This window comes from Paenibacillus rigui (assembly GCF_002234615.1).
GTDB lineage: Bacteria > Bacillota > Bacilli > Paenibacillales > NBRC-103111 > Paenibacillus_S > Paenibacillus_S rigui.
Window position 1 is genome coordinate 1 of record NZ_NMQW01000048.1, and the last position, 16830, is coordinate 16830.

Here is a 16830-nt window from a genome sequence, read left to right on the forward strand (position 1 = left end):
TCCAAGAATGTACACAACTCTAGCTTGTTTCGTATCTAGTTTTCAAGGTGCAAGCCATCTTGAATGAAATAGTTCCTTTATTCCCTGATAGCTCAGTTGGTAGAGCACTCGACTGTTAATCGAGTTGTCACAGGTTCGAGTCCTGTTCGGGGAGCCATATGGAGAGGTGTCCGAGCTGGCCGAAGGAGCACGATTGGAAATCGTGTAGGCGTCACAAGCGTCTCGAGGGTTCGAATCCCTCTCTCTCCGTAGATTTTTTTTAACGAAAGGCCCGTTGGTCAAGGGGTTAAGACACCTCCCTTTCACGGAGGTAACAGGGGTTCGAATCCCCTACGGGTCACCAATTTAATATTGGTACAAGTAATGTTTTGTGGTATAATACCCATTATGGAGGCTTAGCTCAGCTGGGAGAGCATCTGCCTTACAAGCAGAGGGTCGGCGGTTCGATCCCGTCAGCCTCCACCATAGAAGTATATAATGACGCGGGGTGGAGCAGCCCGGTAGCTCGTCGGGCTCATAACCCGAAGGCCGCAGGTTCAAATCCTGCCCCCGCAACCAATTAACAAAAGTGTGGAGCCGTGGTGTAGAGGCCTAACATGCCTGCCTGTCACGCAGGAGACCGCGGGTTCGAATCCCGTCGGCTCCGCCATTTTTAAAAAACAAATAAGGCTCGGTAGCTCAGTCGGTAGAGCAGAGGACTGAAAATCCTCGTGTCGGCGGTTCGATTCCGTCCCGAGCCACCATTTTCTTGATAAATTTTTGCCGTTGTAGCTCAATTGGTAGAGCAACTGACTTGTAATCAGTAGGTTGGGGGTTCAAGTCCTCTCGACGGCACCAGTAGTATTCGGAGGCTTAGTGAAGTGGCTAAACACGGCAGACTGTAAATCTGCTCTCATCGAGTTCGGTGGTTCGAATCCATCAGCCTCCACCACTTTCATAGGGGCATAGTTTAAAGGTAGAACAAAGGTCTCCAAAACCTTTGGTGTGGGTTCGATTCCTGCTGCCCCTGCCAATATCATAATTGTGGCGGTCGTGGCGAAGGGGTTAACGCACTGGTCTGTGGCTCCAGCATTCGTGGGTTCAAGTCCCATCGATCGCCCCATTATTGTCTTGATTATTGGGGATTAGCCAAGCGGTAAGGCAACGGACTTTGACTCCGTCATGCCTAGGTTCGAATCCTAGATCCCCAGTTTATTATATGCGGAAGTGGCTCAGCGGTAGAGCATCGCCTTGCCAAGGCGAGGGTCGCGGGTTCGATTCCCGTCTTCCGCTCCATTTTATATTCTGGCGCCATAGCCAAGTGGTAAGGCAGAGCTCTGCAAAAGCTTTACCCCCAGTTCGAGTCTGGGTGGCGCCTCCATTCTTTTAACCCACTCGCCGGAGTGGCGGAATCGGCAGACGCACAGGACTTAAAATCCTGCGGTAGGTGACTACCGTACCAGTTCAAGTCTGGTCTTCGGCACCATGTAACAACTTAATATTATGCGTCCTTAGCTCAGCTGGATAGAGCGTTTGACTACGAATCAAAAGGCCAGGAGTTCGAATCTCTTAGGACGCGCCACCAAGCCGGTGTGGCGGAATTGGCAGACGCGCGCGACTCAAAATCGTGAGGGAAACCGTGGGGGTTCGAGTCCCTTCACCGGCATAAAAAGACCCGAGAAATCATTAATGATTTCTCGGGTCTTTTTCTTACCCAAATTAGTCGTCAAGATTCTCCTATTCATTTTAACTTGGTGGGCCTAAGCTAAAGCCGTGCGTAATATTGATTCAGTGAATCTAAAATTTCAACACAGTAGGTGGTCTCATCTTCTGTTTTCTCTGTATCCTCATCCTTACTGACTTGTTCAAAGCGTTGGACTAAAGCATCGGTAACAAACTCCGCACTAACACCATAATGCTTAATGATGGCGAAAAGACCTTCAAGATTCTTATGGTTGTCGATAATCTCGGATAAATGGCTCATCGGATAGCCTCCTTAGGGGTGGAATGTATTGGAATATTTCAATGTACATATAGAGTAAACAAAGTCTAGCCCATTGAATAGTTTTTGCAAAATGTGTTGTTTTATGTGGGGGTATAGCAAGCGGACTTTGGGTCCATCCTATCCTGTAAGACAAGAAAATACAAAAAGGAGATATGACGTTATGGCGAGACGAAGAAGCAGCGGCAGGCTAGTCGTGCCAGAGGCCTCTCAGGGTATGGAGAGGTTTAAAGGTGAAGTCATGAGCCGATATGGTTATCATGTTAATGCTAATGAACCGCAAAATGTAAAATATGAAGTAGCAAAAACATTGGGCATACCGCTGTCGAGTGAAGGGAATGGAAATTTAACAACCGAGCAGGCTGGAAAAATCGGGGGACAAATCGGTGGAACGATGGTCAAGGAAATGATAAGGTTGGCACAGCAAAAACTAGTAAACGAGCGCGGACGAGTCTGATTAGCAACAATAGCTGAATAGGAGCAAGCGAAAAAGTGAAGCAAGAATCTCTGGAAAGCGCGCAAGGGAAGACGAGCTCTGTAAGTAAAAGTGCTGAAAGCACGCAAGGATAGACGAACTCTGTAAGTAAAAGGGCTGAAGCACGCAAGGATAGATGAGCTCTATAAGCAGAAGGGTTGGAAAGCGCGCAAGGGAAGACGAGCTCTATAAGTAGAAGGGCTGGAAAGCGCGCAAGGGAAGAGGAGCTCTGTAAGAAAAAAGGACTGGAAAGCCAGTATGCGTAATTCTGTGAGCAACAATATTGTAATAAGCATTAGCGCAGGAGATTAATGGATTCATACAATGAATTAAAGATCATGAGATCATGCACGGTTCATTCATACTGCTGGCAAGAGCAAAAGTGGTTAGTCGATAAATGAAGGATGAAGAAGTAAGGGGCTGATTCATAACAATCGGGCCCCTTTTTCTTTTATAAATTAAGCTTTATTGTTGTTTGGAGACCTTCAGAAGTTCTGGTAACGTAACCAGATGATATCCACGGGACTGCAGTGACTCGATAATGGTCGGCAGTGCGGAGACCGTACCGGAAAGATTTTGTTCGGGGCCGCCACCGGAATGCTGTAAGATGATCGAGCCTGCTTTAGCATGGTTTAACACATTAGCCGTTACTTGAGCCTGATCCAGCTGCTTCCAATCCTTCGAGTCGACATTCCAATTCACAACAGTAAAATGATGACTGGTAGCCCACAGCAGTTGGCTTTCGGAAATTTCACCGTAGGGCGGGCGCAGCAGCTTTGGTGTGTAGCCTATGGTTGATTTCAACAGTTTTTGGGTTCTATTCACCTGAGCTTGAAACTGCTCGTCGCTTATACGGGTGAGAAGGGAATGGTTGAAGGTATGATTCCCGACGACGTGCCCTTCTTGCGCCATTCGTCTCACAACCCCTGGATGCTTCTCTACTAGCCGGCCAACGACGAAAAAGGTGGCTTTAACGTTATATTTTTTTAAAATGTTCAGCACTTGGGGTGTGTATTTCGTATCAGGGGCGTCATCAAACGTGAGAGCCACTTTATTCGACCCCATAGGCCCATGAAGCAGCAGCAGATCCGGGTATTTTTTGATCAACTGAGAGAGCGTCAGCCTCTTCTTGTTATGATTTTGATTTTGCTGTAAAGCTGTTGTACGCGACGGTTTATCCGGCTGTTTGGCTTTTTTGGGAGCAAGCTCGGCTGAAGGCGATGGCGGAGCCGGTTGAGATTGCTGTGGGGCCAAAGGGATTTGCCCCGTGTGTGTCGGGCCTTCGGCAGCCTGACCTTCCAGCTGGGTCGGGAACGGAGGCGGGTCTACTTTTTTATGATTTAACTCCTTGGCGGGAGCTTTGTAATCGGTCATGTCCACTTTTTCCAAGCCTGTATAGGTTATTGTAGTCGGATCAAGTGCATTTGGGTTTTGATAAGACGAATTCGGCTGTACCGACGGCGGAGACTGGGCTGTACAGGCTGTCAGCATGAAGGAAGCCGATAAGACAGTCCCTAAGCAGGCACGAAGATAGGATGATGTTGGCATAAAAAAACTCCCCTCGAACAAAAGATACACTTAGTGTTCGAGAAGAGGAGAAAGATTATCCTTCGGTTTTTGAAAATGTCAGGCCGCCGTGATTCCTTCCCAAATCATTTTGATGGCGACCAAGAAGAAGGTAATGCGCAGCACCCACATCAGCTTTTTCGTGCTCAGCTTACTGGCAATTTTGGCACCGAGCCAACCGCCTACGAGAGCGCTGGGAGCTAAGCCAAGCACCATCCAAAAATCCACCTCGCCAAGGCTCAAATGGGTAAAGCTTCCCATAATCGAGGAGAGGAAAATGACGAACATGGATGTAGCTGTTGCAATATGAGGCGGGTAACGGAAAATAATAACCATAGCCGGAACAAAAAGCGAGCCGCCGCCGATTCCGAACAAGCCGGAGACGATACCTACAGCCAAGCCGATGACAAGTGCGGAAACGATGCCATAGCCGTAAGAGTGGGTTGTCCCTTGGGCATCGGTAAAGCTTCTCTTGATCCTCCAGTCAATATCCAGCGGCTTGATATAGTCCCGCAAAATGAGCAGGGAAGCCATAAATAGCATGAAAATACCAAAGGATAACTGAAACGATTTCGCATTGACAAATTGGGTCAGGTAAGAACCGAGCATGGCTCCCGGACCGCAAGTAATAAAATAGAGCCATCCGCTTTTAAAATCCACTCTCTTTTGTTTGAGAAAGGTGAGGGTGGACGACAGAGCTGTGAAAATGAGCACAGCGAGCGAAGTTCCTACGGCGGTTGCCACCGAGATTTCTTTTCCGATCAACACAGGACCCAAATACACTAAAGCGGGGACGATGATGACGCCCCCGCCTAATCCAACCAAGCTGCCTAAAGTGGCAGCCAATAAACCGACTGCAGTGTAAAACAAAAAAACCATCTGACTGACCTTCTTCCGAAACATGATGAATTCATGTAAATTTTAACATAATTGCGGAGAAGGTCAATGCTCCATTTTATAGTGCCTCGCCAAGCAAAGGTTTGTTAGGCAAGTAATGATTCGAATGAATAAAACGAATCGTCCGGGTCTTGGCCCTCATGACAATAGAGTGCGTTTCGGCTCTTTGGTGGGCTGTGTACTGCACGCCTCCCAGAAACTCGCCCGGTGTGATACCGGTGGCGGCGAAGATGACATCTTGATTGCCCACCATGTCTTCCATCGTCAGCAGCTTCAACGGATCGGCAATCCCCATTTGGATGCAGCGCTGAAATTCCTCGTCATTGGAAGGCATCAGACGCCCTTGCAGCTCCCCGCCGAGGCAGCTCAAAGCGGCGGCGGCAAGTACGCCCTCTGGCGCTCCACCCGAGCCCACGTACATATCAATTCCCGATTCCGGCATGGCAGGTGCCATTGCACCGGCAACATCGCCGTCACTTAATAGCTTGATTCTAACACCGACGCGGCGCAGCGTTTGGATGATATCCTGATGTCTGTCACGATCCAAGATCATAATCGTCAGATTGCTCAGCGGTTTATCGAGATGTTTAGCAGCTTTTGCAAGCGTAAGCTCCAAAGGGTCGTCCAAACGAAGCTTCCCGGCTAGAGCAGGGCCGACGGCGAGCTTTTGCATATACATGTCCGGGGCATGCAGCAGGCAGCCTTTATCGGCAATGGCGATAACGGCCAATGCATTGTTCAAGCCTTTGGCGACGAGCTCGGTACCTTCCAGTGGGTCCACAGCGATATCGACTTCAGGTCCCTGCCCGTTCCCGACCTGCTCTCCGATGTACAGCATAGGGGCCTCGTCCATCTCTCCTTCACCGATCACGACGGTTCCCTGAACGGAAACGGAATCGAACATCGTACGCATGGCTGTAGTCGCGGCGCCATCCGCCTGATTCTTATCCCCACGGCCCATCCATTGCGCAGCAGATAGTGCAGCTAATTCGGTTACACGGACAATCTCCAATGCCAATTCTCTTTCCATTCGGTACAGCCTCCCTGAAACTTAGATATGGATCCAACGATCACTTGATGGTTTATCGAAAATCAAAAGAGCACACCATTCGTTGAATACAGTATAATAATTAAATATAAAGCGTGCAATAATTATTATTAATTTTCAAAAATTGTACACTATTAAGGCGGTAAATTGAGTTTATCATGATAAAGAGATATATGGAATGATATTTCTGATTTATATCACGGCATTTTTTTGGTAATATCAATAAGATAAAGGATTGAGGATTAGATTTTCCAGATGAGGGAGGTTACGGCCATCGAACTGACAGCTCGTCAATTGCACATCGTGGAGCTCGTTAAACAGCATGCCCCCATTACAGGGGAACAAATAGCTGAAATGCTCGGTCTGAGCCGTCCGACTTTGCGATCGGATTTAGCATTGCTCGTGATGCTGGGGCTCGTAGATGCCAAGCCTAAAGTCGGTTATTCTCCAGGCTCCGTAGTATCTTCGGGGGGAGAAGTATCGCGCAGACTTCAGGGGATGAAAGTAAAGGATATCCAGGCTATGCCTGTCATTATTCGTGAAAGTTCTTCGGTCCATGATGCGGTAGTCACACTTTTTATGGAAAATGTCGGAAGCCTGATTGTCGTAGATGAGGAGAGCTGTTTGTCCGGGGTGATCTCAAGAAAAGACCTGCTCAAGTTTACGCTCGGCAATCACAATGCGTCTTCCATGCCGGTCAGCATGGTGATGACGAGGGAGCCGAACGTAATCCACGTGTTTCCGGAGGATTCGGTCATTGAGGCGGCGAGAAAAATGATGCACCACCAAGTGGACAGCCTGCCTGTCGTAGCCCGTTCCAAGCAGGAATCCGCCCAAGCGCAAGGACGAATCCGCTGGGAGGTTGTCGGCCGGGTGACCAAGACGATCATGACCCAGCTGCTGCTGGATTTGGCGACAGAGGGCGTGTAGCGGCAAGGGTTGTAAATGCAATTGTAAACAAAGGAGAAGAACCGGATGACTGACCTTCAACATTATGAAATAACGATTTGCTCCGACTCTGTGGGAGAAACGGCTGAAGCAGTAGTAAAAGCAACCATGCGCCAATTTGAAGCGCAGCATGTCAAAACGAAACGGATCGGCCACATCAAGCATGAGGATGAAATCCGGGCGATTATGGAGGAAGCGGCCAACCGAGGGGGATTCGTAGCGTATACGCTGGTACAGCCGGAGCTTCGGGAGATGATGAGGGAGGAAGCGCTCCGGTTAGGTGTTCGGGCGGTAGATATTATGGGGCCGATGATGCAGGCCTTCATCGATACCTTCAATGATTCTCCTAAGCGCAAGCCGGGGCTTCTTCATGAGATGGATGAAGCGTATTTCAAACGCGTAGAGGCGATCGAATTTGCTGTCAAATGCGACGATGGCCGCGATACCAGTGCCCTGCTAAAGGCGGATATCGTACTGATCGGCGTGTCGAGAACGTCGAAAACGCCGCTCAGCATTTTTTTGGCGCACAAGGGGCTGAAGGTGACGAACCTGCCTTTGGTGCCTGAGGTTAAGCCGCCGAAGGAGCTGTTCATGCTTCCGGGCAACCGTATTGTAGGATTAATTATGGACCCGGAAAAGCTGCTGAAAATTCGTACGGAACGGCTGAAAGCGGTAGGACTGCCTTTTGGGGCCAAATACGCTGCGCTTGAACGGATCGTAGAGGAGCTTGATTATGCCCAAGCCCTCATGAAGCAGGTAGGTTGTCCGGTTATTAATGTGACGGACAAGGCTATTGAAGAAACAGCCGGTATTATTATGGGATATTTATAACTCTTTCAGAAGGAACATGCATGGATGTCTGCCGTTATTGGCGGGCTCCATGTTTTTTTTATGGGCTGAAGGCGATCATTTAAGGTTTTTGTAATATTTGCGGGCCGCCGGTATGATAAAATGAAGCTGCAGCTACCGTTACGGTTGGGAGCGATAGGATAACCGCGAACGGAGTGGAGATAAGCGGATGAGTCTGTCGATGCTCTGGATGGATACCGCCTATGTGAGCATGGATCTAGTGGTAGCAGATGGCAGTATGAAATAAAATAACCGGAAATGACCAAACCAAGGGGCCCCAATCTTACGTATACATAATAATCGCCCGGTGAGGAAAGCAGCTTCGCCGGACGCTGAATAAAAGAAGAAAGGCGGTGAATCCGATGGATTCATGGAGAAGCTGGTTAAAGGAGCCCTATGGCAAAAAGCTCGCCAAGCTGCACGCATGGAACGCTTGGCTGGTGCTTGCGCTTGCAGTGACAGGCTTGATCCTCTTCGTTCCATCCATTCGCGGGGATTTGGGGGCAGCGCGCGTTATTTTGAAGCAGGCGCACATTTATATAGGTATCGTCTCCATAGCTGTGCTTGCCTTGTATCTTCCCGTGCTGCCAAGACACTGGAAGCAAATTCAAGGGAAGCTGAATCAACGTTGGAACTTGAGCGGCGTCTTGTTTCTGCTTGCAGGCTGGAGCATTACGGGAGTGATCCTGTGGCAGTTCCGCAAGCTTCCGACGATATGGAGCAACAGCGCGCTGCTGCTGCATGATCTTTTTACGTGGGTTGGCGTCCCGTATGCGATTTATCACTCGATTTCCCGAAGCAGATGGTTGAAAACGGTGCGTCAGCAGGAGAAAAAGCGAGCTGCTGCCTCCCGGGAAGCTGCTGCACAAGCTGCGAAAACGCCGGATGGAAGGGCGGCTTCAGCGCACTTTGGGCCAGCTGCGGAGAAGAAAATGTCTCCTCAAGCGTTCGTCGAGTATTTGAAGAGAGCGCCGATTTCACGCGCTACCTTTCTTCGCACGGCAGCGGGATTGCTGCTTATTCTGGGAATAGGCCCGGCATTTTATCGTTGGATGAAGAGTGCGGCAGACAACGGCGGAACCGACATCGAGAAGCTTGCAGGCAGTGACGGTAATCGTATGGTGCCTGCTCCAACGGCCTTGGCGGAATCGAATCCTCCCATTGGCGGTGGGGGACAGGGGCAGTTTCGGATTTATACGGTTACCGAAATCCCTGCCTTTTCAAGCGAAACGTGGCAATTTGCCATTTCGGGGCTGGTGGATAAACCGCAGTCTTGGGATTGGGAAAGCTTTTTGAAGCTGACGCGCAGGGTACAGGTGAGCGACTTTCATTGCGTTACGGGCTGGTCGGTTTACAAGGTGACTTGGGAGGGAGTGCCTCTGTCAGAGCTGTTAAAGCTGGCAGGCGTAAAATCATCTGCCAAGTTCGCCAAGATGTATTCAGGAGATAAAGTGTACACGGATTGCCTATCACTGGATCAAGCGGGCATGGATGATGTGATGGTGGCGGTACTCATGGACGGCAAACCGATCCCGCAGCAGCTGGGGGGACCGGTACGCTTGATCGTCCCGAAGATGTATGCCTATAAATCAGTGAAGTGGCTGCAGGCTATCGAATTGATCGACAAGGAGCATATGGGCTACTGGGAGGTGCGTGGCTACGATAATGATGCATGGGTTCCGGGGAACCGGTTGTCTTAAGGCTTAATGAATCGCAGCCGGACGTGGGAATTGCTCTGGGGCATATGGGGGAAGGTGACAGTGTAAGCTTAAAGAGATAGATTCTGTCCCGCTTTTCTTATATAGTAAAGAAAAAGCCAGTTCTCGCAATAGACGGGGACAGGGAAAGGATGGATGAGTAGCTTATGCAGCTGTTGTCGTTGAATGTTGCAATGCCTGTAGAAATACAATATCAGGGAAAGCCGCTATCTACGGGGATCTATAAAAAGGCCGTGGAAGGAGCCGTATACCTATCCACCGTACAATTGGCTGGTGATGGTCAGGCCGATCTCGTGAATCATGGCGGGCCGGATAAAGCGGTATGCGTATACCCCTCCGAGCATTATTCGAGCTGGGAAGAAAGGCTGGAGAGGGACTTGGAGTTCGGCACGTTTGGCGAAAATTTTACAGTGAGCGGCCTTACGGAGACTCAGGTTCACATTGGCGATATATTCGAGTTGGGGGAGGCTCTGCTGCAGGTGAGTCAGCCGCGGCAGCCCTGCTTTAAGCTCGGCAAAAAGCTGGAGCTGGCGGAAATGCCCTTCTGGGTGCAGCAGACGGGGCATACCGGGTATTACTTCCGTGTACTTAAGGAAGGGCACGTCGAGTCCGGACAGCAATTTCGACTTGTGGAACAGGACGCAGCAGGTATCACTGTCGCTGAGGCGAACCGGCTGAAGTATCACGATAAATCGGATTGGGAAGGCATCCGTTCGTTATTGAAGGTTGAAGCGCTGTCTGAAAGCTGGCGCGATTCGTTCCAGAAGCGGCTGGACGCTGTGGAGAAGGGATGAGCGGGCGAGAGCAGCACAGCGTGAGCCGTGAGCGAGGCGAGAGCGGAGCAAGCGGCAGCGTGCAGGTGGGTGCGGACGCAGCGGCGAGCGGGCGAGAGCGGCACAGCGTGAGCCGGGAGCGAGGCGAGAGCGATGCAGGCGGAAGCGCGAAGGCGAGTCTGGACGGAGCGGGCGGGCGAGAGCGGCACAGCGAGAGCCGGGAGCGAGGCGAGAGCGGAGCAAGCGGAAGCGCGAAGGCGAGTGCGGACGGAGCGGGTAGCGGGCGAGAGCGGCACAGCGTGAGCCGGGAGCGAGGCGAGAGCGGAGCAAGCGGAAGCGCGAAGGTGAGTGCGGACGCCGCAGCGAGCGGCCTAACCGGCGTCGTGCTCGCCGGAGGGCAGAACCGGCGCATGGGCGGCCGGTTGAAGGCGCTGCTGCCGCTGGGCGGGCAGCTGTTCATCGAGCGCCAGCTGGAGGCGCTCGAGCGGGTGTGCAGCGACATCGTGATCGTCACGATGTCGCCGGAGCTGTTCGAGCCTGTGCTTGCCGAGCGCGAGCGCAAGCACAGGCTCGAACAGCAGGCCCGGGTGCGGGTCATCCCGGACCTGCACCCGGGCCTCGGGCCGCTGGCCGGGATGCAGGCAGCCATGGCGGCTTCGCAGAGCGAAGCGCTATGGATCGTCGCCTGCGACATGCCCTTCGCCTCCGCGGAGGCGGCCGGGGCGATGGCGGAGCTGCTGTATAGCGACGCCATCTGCGACGCGGTCGTGCCGCGCATAGGGCAGCGGCTGCACCCGCTGCACGCAGTGTACCGCAAGCGGTGCCTGCTTGCGGTGAACGGGCTGCTCGACGCGGGTACGCAGCGCGTAATGGAGCTGCTGCAGCGGCTGGAGGTCGCCGAAGCCGATGAGCGCTTTTTCACGGAGCGTGGCCTCACGACCGAATTTTGCTGCAACGTGAATGGGCAGGAGGATTGGAGCAAGCTGAATCCATAAAATTCATATGTAAGGTTTATTGACATTCACCTGTTTTTTTTATGCGAAATATGCGATAATAAGAAGATGTATTTCCCGGTATCCCCTGGATAAGCAGGGGCTGCCCGACTGTTTTGCTTGAAAACAATCGACACGTGAAACGGGGGTGAACGGTCGTGTCAGCTATATTAACGGATCGTTTTGGGCGTGTCCACGATTACTTGAGGATTTCGGTCACCGACCGCTGTAACCTGCGCTGCGTTTACTGTATGCCTGAAGAGGGGATGGAATTCGAGCCGGAAGACCATTTGCTAAGCTTTGACGAGATAGAAGAAGTGGTACGTGTGATGGCCGGGCTCGGCGTCCGCAAGCTTCGGATTACCGGTGGTGAGCCATTGGTAAGAAAAAACATCGAGGTCCTCATCGCCCGCTTGTCGGCTATCCCAGGGATTGAAGATATTGCTTTGACCACGAACGGTATCTTTTTTGCCGCCAAAGCCGAAAAGCTGCGTGCCGCAGGGTTAACACGCATGAACATTAGTCTCGATTCTCTCCGAGCCGACCGGTTCTCGTTCATAACCCGGGGCGGGGATATTCAAAGGGTGCTGGATAGCATTGATGCCGCCTATCGTGTCGGGCTGGACCCGATCAAGCTCAATGTCGTGCTCATGAAAGGCATAAACGACGATGAGATTGACGATTTTTTGCAAATGACAATCGAGCGCAAAGTACAAGTGCGCTTTATCGAATATATGCCGATCGGGCATGATGATGCCGGATGGAAAAGCAAATACGTGCCGCTCAGCACTGTCCTCGACCGTTGTTCGGAGCGGGGGTGGGAGGCAAGCCCGTTCGGCGAGGTGTACGGCAACGGGCCGTCGCAAAACTATAAAATCGATGGTGCCACAGGTACCTTCGGTCTTATTCATCCGGTCAGCGACCATTTTTGCCAAACCTGCAACCGGCTGCGGTTGACGGCCGACGGAAACATCAAGCCTTGCTTGTATTGGTCGGATGAATTTAATGTTCGCAAGCACATAGGGGACGACCGCGCTTTGGCGGACTTGTTCCTCAGAGCCTTGGATATTAAGCCGGAAAGCCATGAAATGGCCAAAGCATTAATGAATGAGCAGCAAAGCCATATGCCGACGCTGCGGAGAATGTCTCAGATCGGAGGCTAGTTGTGGTAGCCGGACTCAAATTTAACCGACAGCTGATTCAAGTGCGGGAAGCCCAGCAAGCGGTGCTGCACAACGTAAACATATTGCCGAGCGAAAAGATCCCGCTTGTGGAAAGCTTCGGACGCCGTTTGGCTCAGACGATCACGGCGGACCATCCGGTTCCGCCTTTTCGCCGTTCCGGTGTGGACGGTTATGCGATTGCCGCTGTCGACAGCGAAGGCGCGACGCTTGACAGCCCCAAATCGCTGCAGGTCGTCGAGACGATTCTGTGCGGGAGCCCTCCCGTCCGACCCATCGCCCCAGGACAAGCGTCGCGGATTATGACAGGGGCCGTTGTTCCGGAAGGGGCGGATTCAGTTATCATGCTGGAAGCGACGACCTCAGCGGAGGAGCAGGTGCATATTCGCAAGTCACTGAACCCGGGCGATAATGTAACTCCGATCGGGGGCGAAGTGCAGCCGGGTGAGCTGCTGCTGGAAGCGGGAAGACGGATTGGAGCGGGAGAGGCGGCCATTCTGGCCTCCTTCGGCTATGCGGAGGTTCCGGTTTACCGGAAGCCGCGGGTAGCTATCGTATCGACGGGTTCGGAGCTTCTGGAGGTTCAGGAGCCGCTGACCCCGGCCAAAATTCGCAACAGCAACAGCTACATGCTGGCTTGTCTTGTGCGGGAAGCAGGAGGAGAGCCGATTCTTCTGCCGATCCTGCCTGATGACCCCGCCCAAGTGGAGCGGGTGCTCCTTGATCATTGGGAGCAGGTGGATTTGGCGATCACGACCGGCGGTGTTTCTGTAGGGGATAAAGACGTGCTGGTTGATCTGTTCGAGCGCTGGGACGGCCAGCTTTTATTTAATAAGATCGCCATGCGTCCGGGCAGCCCGACCTCTGTTGGCGTATGGAGAGAAAAGCTTCTGTTTGCATTATCCGGTAATCCGGGTGCCTGCTTCGTCGGGTTTGAGCTGTTTGTGCGGCCCTTTTTGCGAGGGCTGTTGGGGCAGGAGGCCAGAGAACACCGCGAAACCGTGGGGTATTTGAATGCCGATTATTCCAAGGGCTCGGCCTACCCGCGTTATGTACGAGGCAAAATGATATTGGACAACGGTACAGTGCGGGTGCAGCCGGCCGGTCACGACAAGTCCAGTATTATGACTTCGATCAAAGATACCGACTGCCTGATATACATCCCGGCGGGGGGCCGGGGCGCTTCGCGGGACCAATTGGTTCGCTTGCTGCTGCTGGACGATTTTTAGCTTACAGGACAACAATGGAAAAACCCCCGGTAAAGCCAGATGCTTTACCGGGGGTTTTTAGGCATTAGTACACAAATGCACGGGAAACGATAACCAGCAAGATGAACAATACAAGAATTACACCTGTAGAAGTATAAAGTCCGCCAACAGCGCTCATTCGAAATCCCCCTTTCAGAAGACATGATATACCATATGTCGGGGAGATGGCTGCTGATTGGACGACAGCCCGATTGCCATTTAAAAAAGCAGCTGTCCTCTGGAGAAGGACGGCCTGCTCCAGGAATGCATTGAACTGCAAGCTCCCGGCTCACAGAGCGGCTTGGGATAATGGCGGTTAATTGCTAGAAGGTCGACCCGCCTTGAAGGAATCTGTATTCCCAAGCGGTCCCCGCAAAGGAATCGATCCGGACCCCGCCGGATGCCTGCGAATAAGTATGGAGAACCTGTCCGTTGCCCAAATAAATACCGACATGCGTAATTTTCTCGGTCGTTTTGTCAATGCCGGCATAATTTGCGGCGCTGGAGCCCTTATAGGACATGAAGAACATCAGGTCGCCCCGTTTGAGCTGGTGCCAGTCGGTCGTGGTTTTGCCTACGGCTGCAACATAACCCCATTGGCTTCGGGAATCGCCCGGCAACTGCTGGCCGATGCCTTCAAGGAAGGCTTGACGCACCAGATCGGAGCAGTCGAATGTGGACGTATCCGAACGGCTGGAGCCGAATTCGTAAGGCGTACCCAAATAGCGCGTAGCCGCATCGATGACTTTTTGCGCGGCAACAGCGGGATCCAACTGCTTGTACGGCTCGACAAAGGTAGAGTTTATGTATTTGGTACTGGTGCTGACGTAGCCGGTCACCCCGTTCTGATCCTGAGCTTTATACCAGTATGCATTGGTTTTGCTGATGATCAGCAGCTTTTCCCCGCTTTGCAAGTAACGTATCCGGCTTGCGCCGGTATCCGGTGCGGTACGGAATGACACGGAGCTGATGACGGTCGCATTCGGAGGTGCCGGGAAGGAGGCCTCCTCGCCGGTTTCCTCGCTTGCACCGGAGTTATCTTCCACACTTGGAGCTTGTCCGAAAGTTGTGCTTATGTATTGGGAACTGGTGCTGATGTAACCGATTACCTTATTTTTATCGGTAATTCTGTACCAGTAGCTGTTGACCTTCTCCAGGACGGTTACCGTTTCCCCGACCGATAAATAACGGATACGCGCTGCATCGGTGGAAGGGCTGGTACGGAACGACACGGAGCCTACGATTTCCCCAGTTCCAGTTGAAGGAGCGGTCATGGTTTGCAATTGGACGTAAGTGGGGGAGGAGGATACATAACCCGTTTGTCCCTTGGCATCTTTTACTTGAAGCCAGCTGCTGTTATAGGTACTGATGACATCCAAGGCTTCACCGGGCTGCAAATATCGGATTCGATTGCCGGAGGTGGAGGGCTGGTCACGAAAATTAACGGTCTGGACGATAATAGCTTTTTGAGTGTCTGTGCTGGCAGCCAGAGTGTGAACCGGAATAGCGGACATGGAAATGGCAGTTGTGACAACGAGGGCTAGAAGCTTGTTTCTCAAATGAATCGACCTCCATGCGGATGTGTTGGATGTTACGGGTTCTAAGGCGATCATATCATAGCTAATTTTGGTAGTTTACAAGTAAAATTTAACAAATCCCGACGGCAATTGCGGAGTCAGAAGGGTAAAAAGTAGCAATTTTCGTTGAAAAGGTGGTAAGTAACCAGAGATGGATAGGCTAAATATCCTGTTCTTTCCGAGGTTTGTTGTCCATGACGGGAAGGGAATGAAGTAATATGCAGCGTTCGGGAACAAATTGGTGCTTTAGACCTGCACATAAAAATACGATTATGCATAGGAGCTTGGATTCGCAAGGGCGTAATAGCAAGCCATTTTTCATAAATAGTTTCATAGTTTTATCTCTCCCTTATTTTTCATATAATGAGTAAGACTCATAGAGATGAATGCAGTCTCCGGGAACCGGTTCTACTAATGACAGCGTAGGCGTTGTTTTTTTGGGAACATTGAATGAGGAAATGGTGGGTACGGTGAAAAGCCGTGTGAGGCTGACGTTAAAGCTGCTCCGGCAGTGTTTGACCGATAGGGGAAGGAGGTTTTCGGTAATGAGTAACTTGTCAACGGATCGCTTGTGCGAGCTTGCCGAGCTGTATGCATTGGGCGGCTTGTCAGAAAAGGAAAAGGCTGCGTTCGAGCAGCACCTTCTGCAATGCGAAGCGTGCCGTGCACAACGGGAAGAGCTCAAAGGAATGGTAGAGCAGCTGCCTGAAGCTGCGGAGCCTATCGAGGGGCGGCGCGGCCGTGTGCCGGGGAACGTATCGGGGAGCAAAGTAAGCGGAAGGGAAGCGGCGGTTAAGGAGCCGGCCCCGGCTGACGGCGAACCTCTACCGATGCTTCCACGGGGGGCGAGACGAAGGGCAGCGTATGAAGCGGACAAAGCGGAGGGAACGGAGCCGGCCGTAAGCTATGAGAGTAGAAGCACAAAGACGCGAAAGCAGCCGGCAGCGCCGGTGGAGCTTGATGCAGCCGACAACCGGCCGGCGGGAAGCGCAGGCGAGCTCAGCCGCAGAACGGGAAGAGCGGAACGCAAATCAGGCTATTGGCGCTGGATGAGTGCAGCACTGTCCGCTGCAATCATCGGACTGAGCCTGTACGGCTACCAGCTGAAAGGAGAAATGAAGCAGCTGCGGACCGAGCTGGCCTCCAGGACCACGGAGCTGCACGGGGCTCAAGCGCAGCTGGGGAATGTAAATAAGCCGGCTGAGGCGCTGAAGGTGAATCAGATTGTCAGCTTGAATCCTGCGGCGGAAAATATCGTGTCCAAGGGATTGGCCTCAATCGTAAATGATGATAAAGGCACGCATCTCATCGTCCAGGCGGAAAATTTGCCGGAGCTGCAAACGGACCAAGCATTTCAGGTCTGGTTAATTAAGGACAACCAGCCTATTAACGCGGGCACTTTTTACCCTCATAATGGAAGTGGAGCTATTTATTACACATTCGAGCCCAAGGATTATGATACGGTTGCCATTACTTTGGAACCGGATGCCCATGGAGAAAAGCCGCGAGGAACCCTTATGTTAGCTGCTGGGCTGAAAGGCTGATCCGGCATTTCCCGGCTGCCCCTTGATTCCGCAC

16 protein-coding genes and 17 tRNA genes are annotated in these 16830 nt (G+C 52.1%); 27 read left to right on the plus strand and 6 right to left on the minus strand.

All coding sequences use genetic code 11. The annotated features are described in order from the left end of the window. The first annotated feature begins 81 nt into the window (after positions 1-81). The 17 genes from CF651_RS25940 to CF651_RS26020 all read left to right on the plus strand — a co-directional run bounded on the left by CF651_RS25940 (position 82) and on the right by CF651_RS26020 (position 1645). Positions 82-157: transfer RNA gene (locus tag CF651_RS25940), tRNA-Asn, on the plus strand. Positions 158-160: 3 nt separating this feature from the next. After that, positions 161-249 (plus strand) — tRNA-Ser (locus CF651_RS25945). Positions 250-268: 19 nt separating this feature from the next. Continuing rightward, positions 269-343: transfer RNA gene (locus CF651_RS25950), tRNA-Glu, on the plus strand. Positions 344-389: 46 nt separating this feature from the next. Beyond that, positions 390-465 (plus strand) — tRNA-Val (locus CF651_RS25955). Positions 466-481: 16 nt separating this feature from the next. After that, a tRNA-Met gene (locus CF651_RS25960) sits at positions 482-558 on the plus strand. A gap of 14 nt (positions 559-572) precedes the next feature. Further along, positions 573-649, plus strand: a tRNA-Asp gene (locus CF651_RS25965). Positions 650-667: 18 nt separating this feature from the next. Next, positions 668-743, plus strand: a tRNA-Phe gene (locus CF651_RS25970). Positions 744-761: 18 nt separating this feature from the next. Then, positions 762-837: transfer RNA gene (locus CF651_RS25975), tRNA-Thr, on the plus strand. 9 nt (positions 838-846) lie between these two features. After that, a tRNA-Tyr gene (locus CF651_RS25980) sits at positions 847-931 on the plus strand. Positions 932-938: 7 nt separating this feature from the next. Further along, positions 939-1012: transfer RNA gene (locus CF651_RS25985), tRNA-Trp, on the plus strand. Positions 1013-1026: 14 nt separating this feature from the next. Beyond that, a tRNA-His gene (locus tag CF651_RS25990) sits at positions 1027-1102 on the plus strand. Between the two features lie 16 nt (positions 1103-1118). After that, positions 1119-1190: transfer RNA gene (locus CF651_RS25995), tRNA-Gln, on the plus strand. 10 nt (positions 1191-1200) lie between these two features. Then, positions 1201-1275: transfer RNA gene (locus CF651_RS26000), tRNA-Gly, on the plus strand. An 11-nt stretch (positions 1276-1286) separates the two neighbouring features. Continuing rightward, positions 1287-1360 (plus strand) — tRNA-Cys (locus CF651_RS26005). Positions 1361-1376: 16 nt separating this feature from the next. Continuing rightward, positions 1377-1465: transfer RNA gene (locus CF651_RS26010), tRNA-Leu, on the plus strand. 19 nt (positions 1466-1484) lie between these two features. Beyond that, positions 1485-1561, plus strand: a tRNA-Arg gene (locus tag CF651_RS26015). Between the two features lie 4 nt (positions 1562-1565). Next, positions 1566-1645, plus strand: a tRNA-Leu gene (locus tag CF651_RS26020). Positions 1646-1744: 99 nt separating this feature from the next. Here CF651_RS26020 and CF651_RS26025 read toward each other — a convergent pair. Further along, entirely contained in the window at positions 1745-1963 is a 219-nt protein-coding gene (locus CF651_RS26025; RefSeq protein ID WP_094017784.1) for a hypothetical protein, read from the minus strand. Between the two features lie 181 nt (positions 1964-2144). Here CF651_RS26025 and CF651_RS26030 point away from each other — a divergent pair, with 181 nt between their 5' ends. Beyond that, entirely contained in the window at positions 2145-2438 is a 294-nt protein-coding gene (locus CF651_RS26030) for an alpha/beta-type small acid-soluble spore protein (RefSeq protein WP_094017785.1), read from the plus strand. 483 nt (positions 2439-2921) lie between these two features. On the opposite strand, the gene CF651_RS26035 is transcribed toward CF651_RS26030, so the two are convergent. The 3 genes from CF651_RS26035 to glpX form a co-directional block, all read right to left on the minus strand. Further along, the gene (locus tag CF651_RS26035; RefSeq protein ID WP_245856164.1) at positions 2922-4004 is read right to left on the minus strand and encodes a polysaccharide deacetylase family protein; all 1083 of its coding nucleotides are present in this window, start codon (positions 4002-4004) and stop codon (positions 2922-2924) included. A 78-nt stretch (positions 4005-4082) separates the two neighbouring features. Further along, positions 4083-4901, minus strand: coding sequence for a sulfite exporter TauE/SafE family protein (locus CF651_RS26040; protein WP_094017786.1), 819 nt, complete (start codon positions 4899-4901; stop codon positions 4083-4085). A 76-nt stretch (positions 4902-4977) separates the two neighbouring features. After that, positions 4978-5949, minus strand: a complete 972-nt coding sequence (gene glpX / locus CF651_RS26045) for a class II fructose-bisphosphatase (RefSeq protein ID WP_094017787.1) — start codon at positions 5947-5949, stop codon at positions 4978-4980. Between the two features lie 273 nt (positions 5950-6222). On the opposite strand from glpX, the gene CF651_RS26050 reads away from it, so the two are divergent. The 8 genes from CF651_RS26050 (at position 6223) to CF651_RS26080 (ending at position 13657) form a co-directional block, all read left to right on the plus strand. Next, positions 6223-6897 carry a helix-turn-helix transcriptional regulator gene (locus CF651_RS26050; RefSeq protein WP_179233002.1) on the plus strand — a complete coding sequence of 225 codons (675 nt, stop codon included), beginning with the start codon at positions 6223-6225 and terminating at the stop codon, positions 6895-6897. Between the two features lie 45 nt (positions 6898-6942). Then, positions 6943-7746, plus strand: coding sequence for a pyruvate, water dikinase regulatory protein (locus tag CF651_RS26055; RefSeq protein ID WP_094017788.1), 804 nt, complete (start codon positions 6943-6945; stop codon positions 7744-7746). A gap of 380 nt (positions 7747-8126) precedes the next feature. After that, positions 8127-9464, plus strand: coding sequence for a molybdopterin-dependent oxidoreductase (locus tag CF651_RS26060; RefSeq protein ID WP_094017789.1), 1338 nt, complete (start codon positions 8127-8129; stop codon positions 9462-9464). Between the two features lie 164 nt (positions 9465-9628). Next, positions 9629-10276 carry an MOSC domain-containing protein gene (locus CF651_RS26065; protein ID WP_094017790.1) on the plus strand — a complete coding sequence of 216 codons (648 nt, stop codon included), beginning with the start codon at positions 9629-9631 and terminating at the stop codon, positions 10274-10276. Positions 10277-10408: 132 nt separating this feature from the next. Then, positions 10409-10558 (plus strand): hypothetical protein, encoded by a 150-nt coding sequence (locus CF651_RS32530; RefSeq protein ID WP_179233003.1) that lies wholly within the window; start codon positions 10409-10411, stop codon positions 10556-10558. A 41-nt stretch (positions 10559-10599) separates the two neighbouring features. Next, positions 10600-11250 carry a molybdenum cofactor guanylyltransferase gene (gene mobA, locus CF651_RS26070; RefSeq protein ID WP_179233004.1) on the plus strand — a complete coding sequence of 217 codons (651 nt, stop codon included), beginning with the start codon at positions 10600-10602 and terminating at the stop codon, positions 11248-11250. Positions 11251-11405: 155 nt separating this feature from the next. Then, positions 11406-12410, plus strand: coding sequence for a GTP 3',8-cyclase MoaA (gene moaA / locus CF651_RS26075; RefSeq protein WP_094017792.1), 1005 nt, complete (start codon positions 11406-11408; stop codon positions 12408-12410). Positions 12411-12412: 2 nt separating this feature from the next. Then, positions 12413-13657, plus strand: coding sequence for a molybdopterin molybdotransferase MoeA (locus tag CF651_RS26080; RefSeq protein WP_094017793.1), 1245 nt, complete (start codon positions 12413-12415; stop codon positions 13655-13657). A 64-nt stretch (positions 13658-13721) separates the two neighbouring features. Here CF651_RS26080 and CF651_RS26085 read toward each other — a convergent pair whose 3' ends face one another. Continuing rightward, positions 13722-13814, minus strand: a complete 93-nt coding sequence (locus CF651_RS26085; protein WP_094017794.1) for a sporulation protein YjcZ — start codon at positions 13812-13814, stop codon at positions 13722-13724. Positions 13815-13998: 184 nt separating this feature from the next. Continuing rightward, positions 13999-15234 (minus strand): C40 family peptidase, encoded by a 1236-nt coding sequence (locus CF651_RS26090; protein WP_094017795.1) that lies wholly within the window; start codon positions 15232-15234, stop codon positions 13999-14001. Between the two features lie 563 nt (positions 15235-15797). Here CF651_RS26090 and CF651_RS26095 point away from each other — a divergent pair. After that, positions 15798-16796, plus strand: a complete 999-nt coding sequence (locus CF651_RS26095) for an anti-sigma factor (protein ID WP_094017796.1) — start codon at positions 15798-15800, stop codon at positions 16794-16796. The last annotated feature ends 34 nt before the right edge of the window (positions 16797-16830 follow it).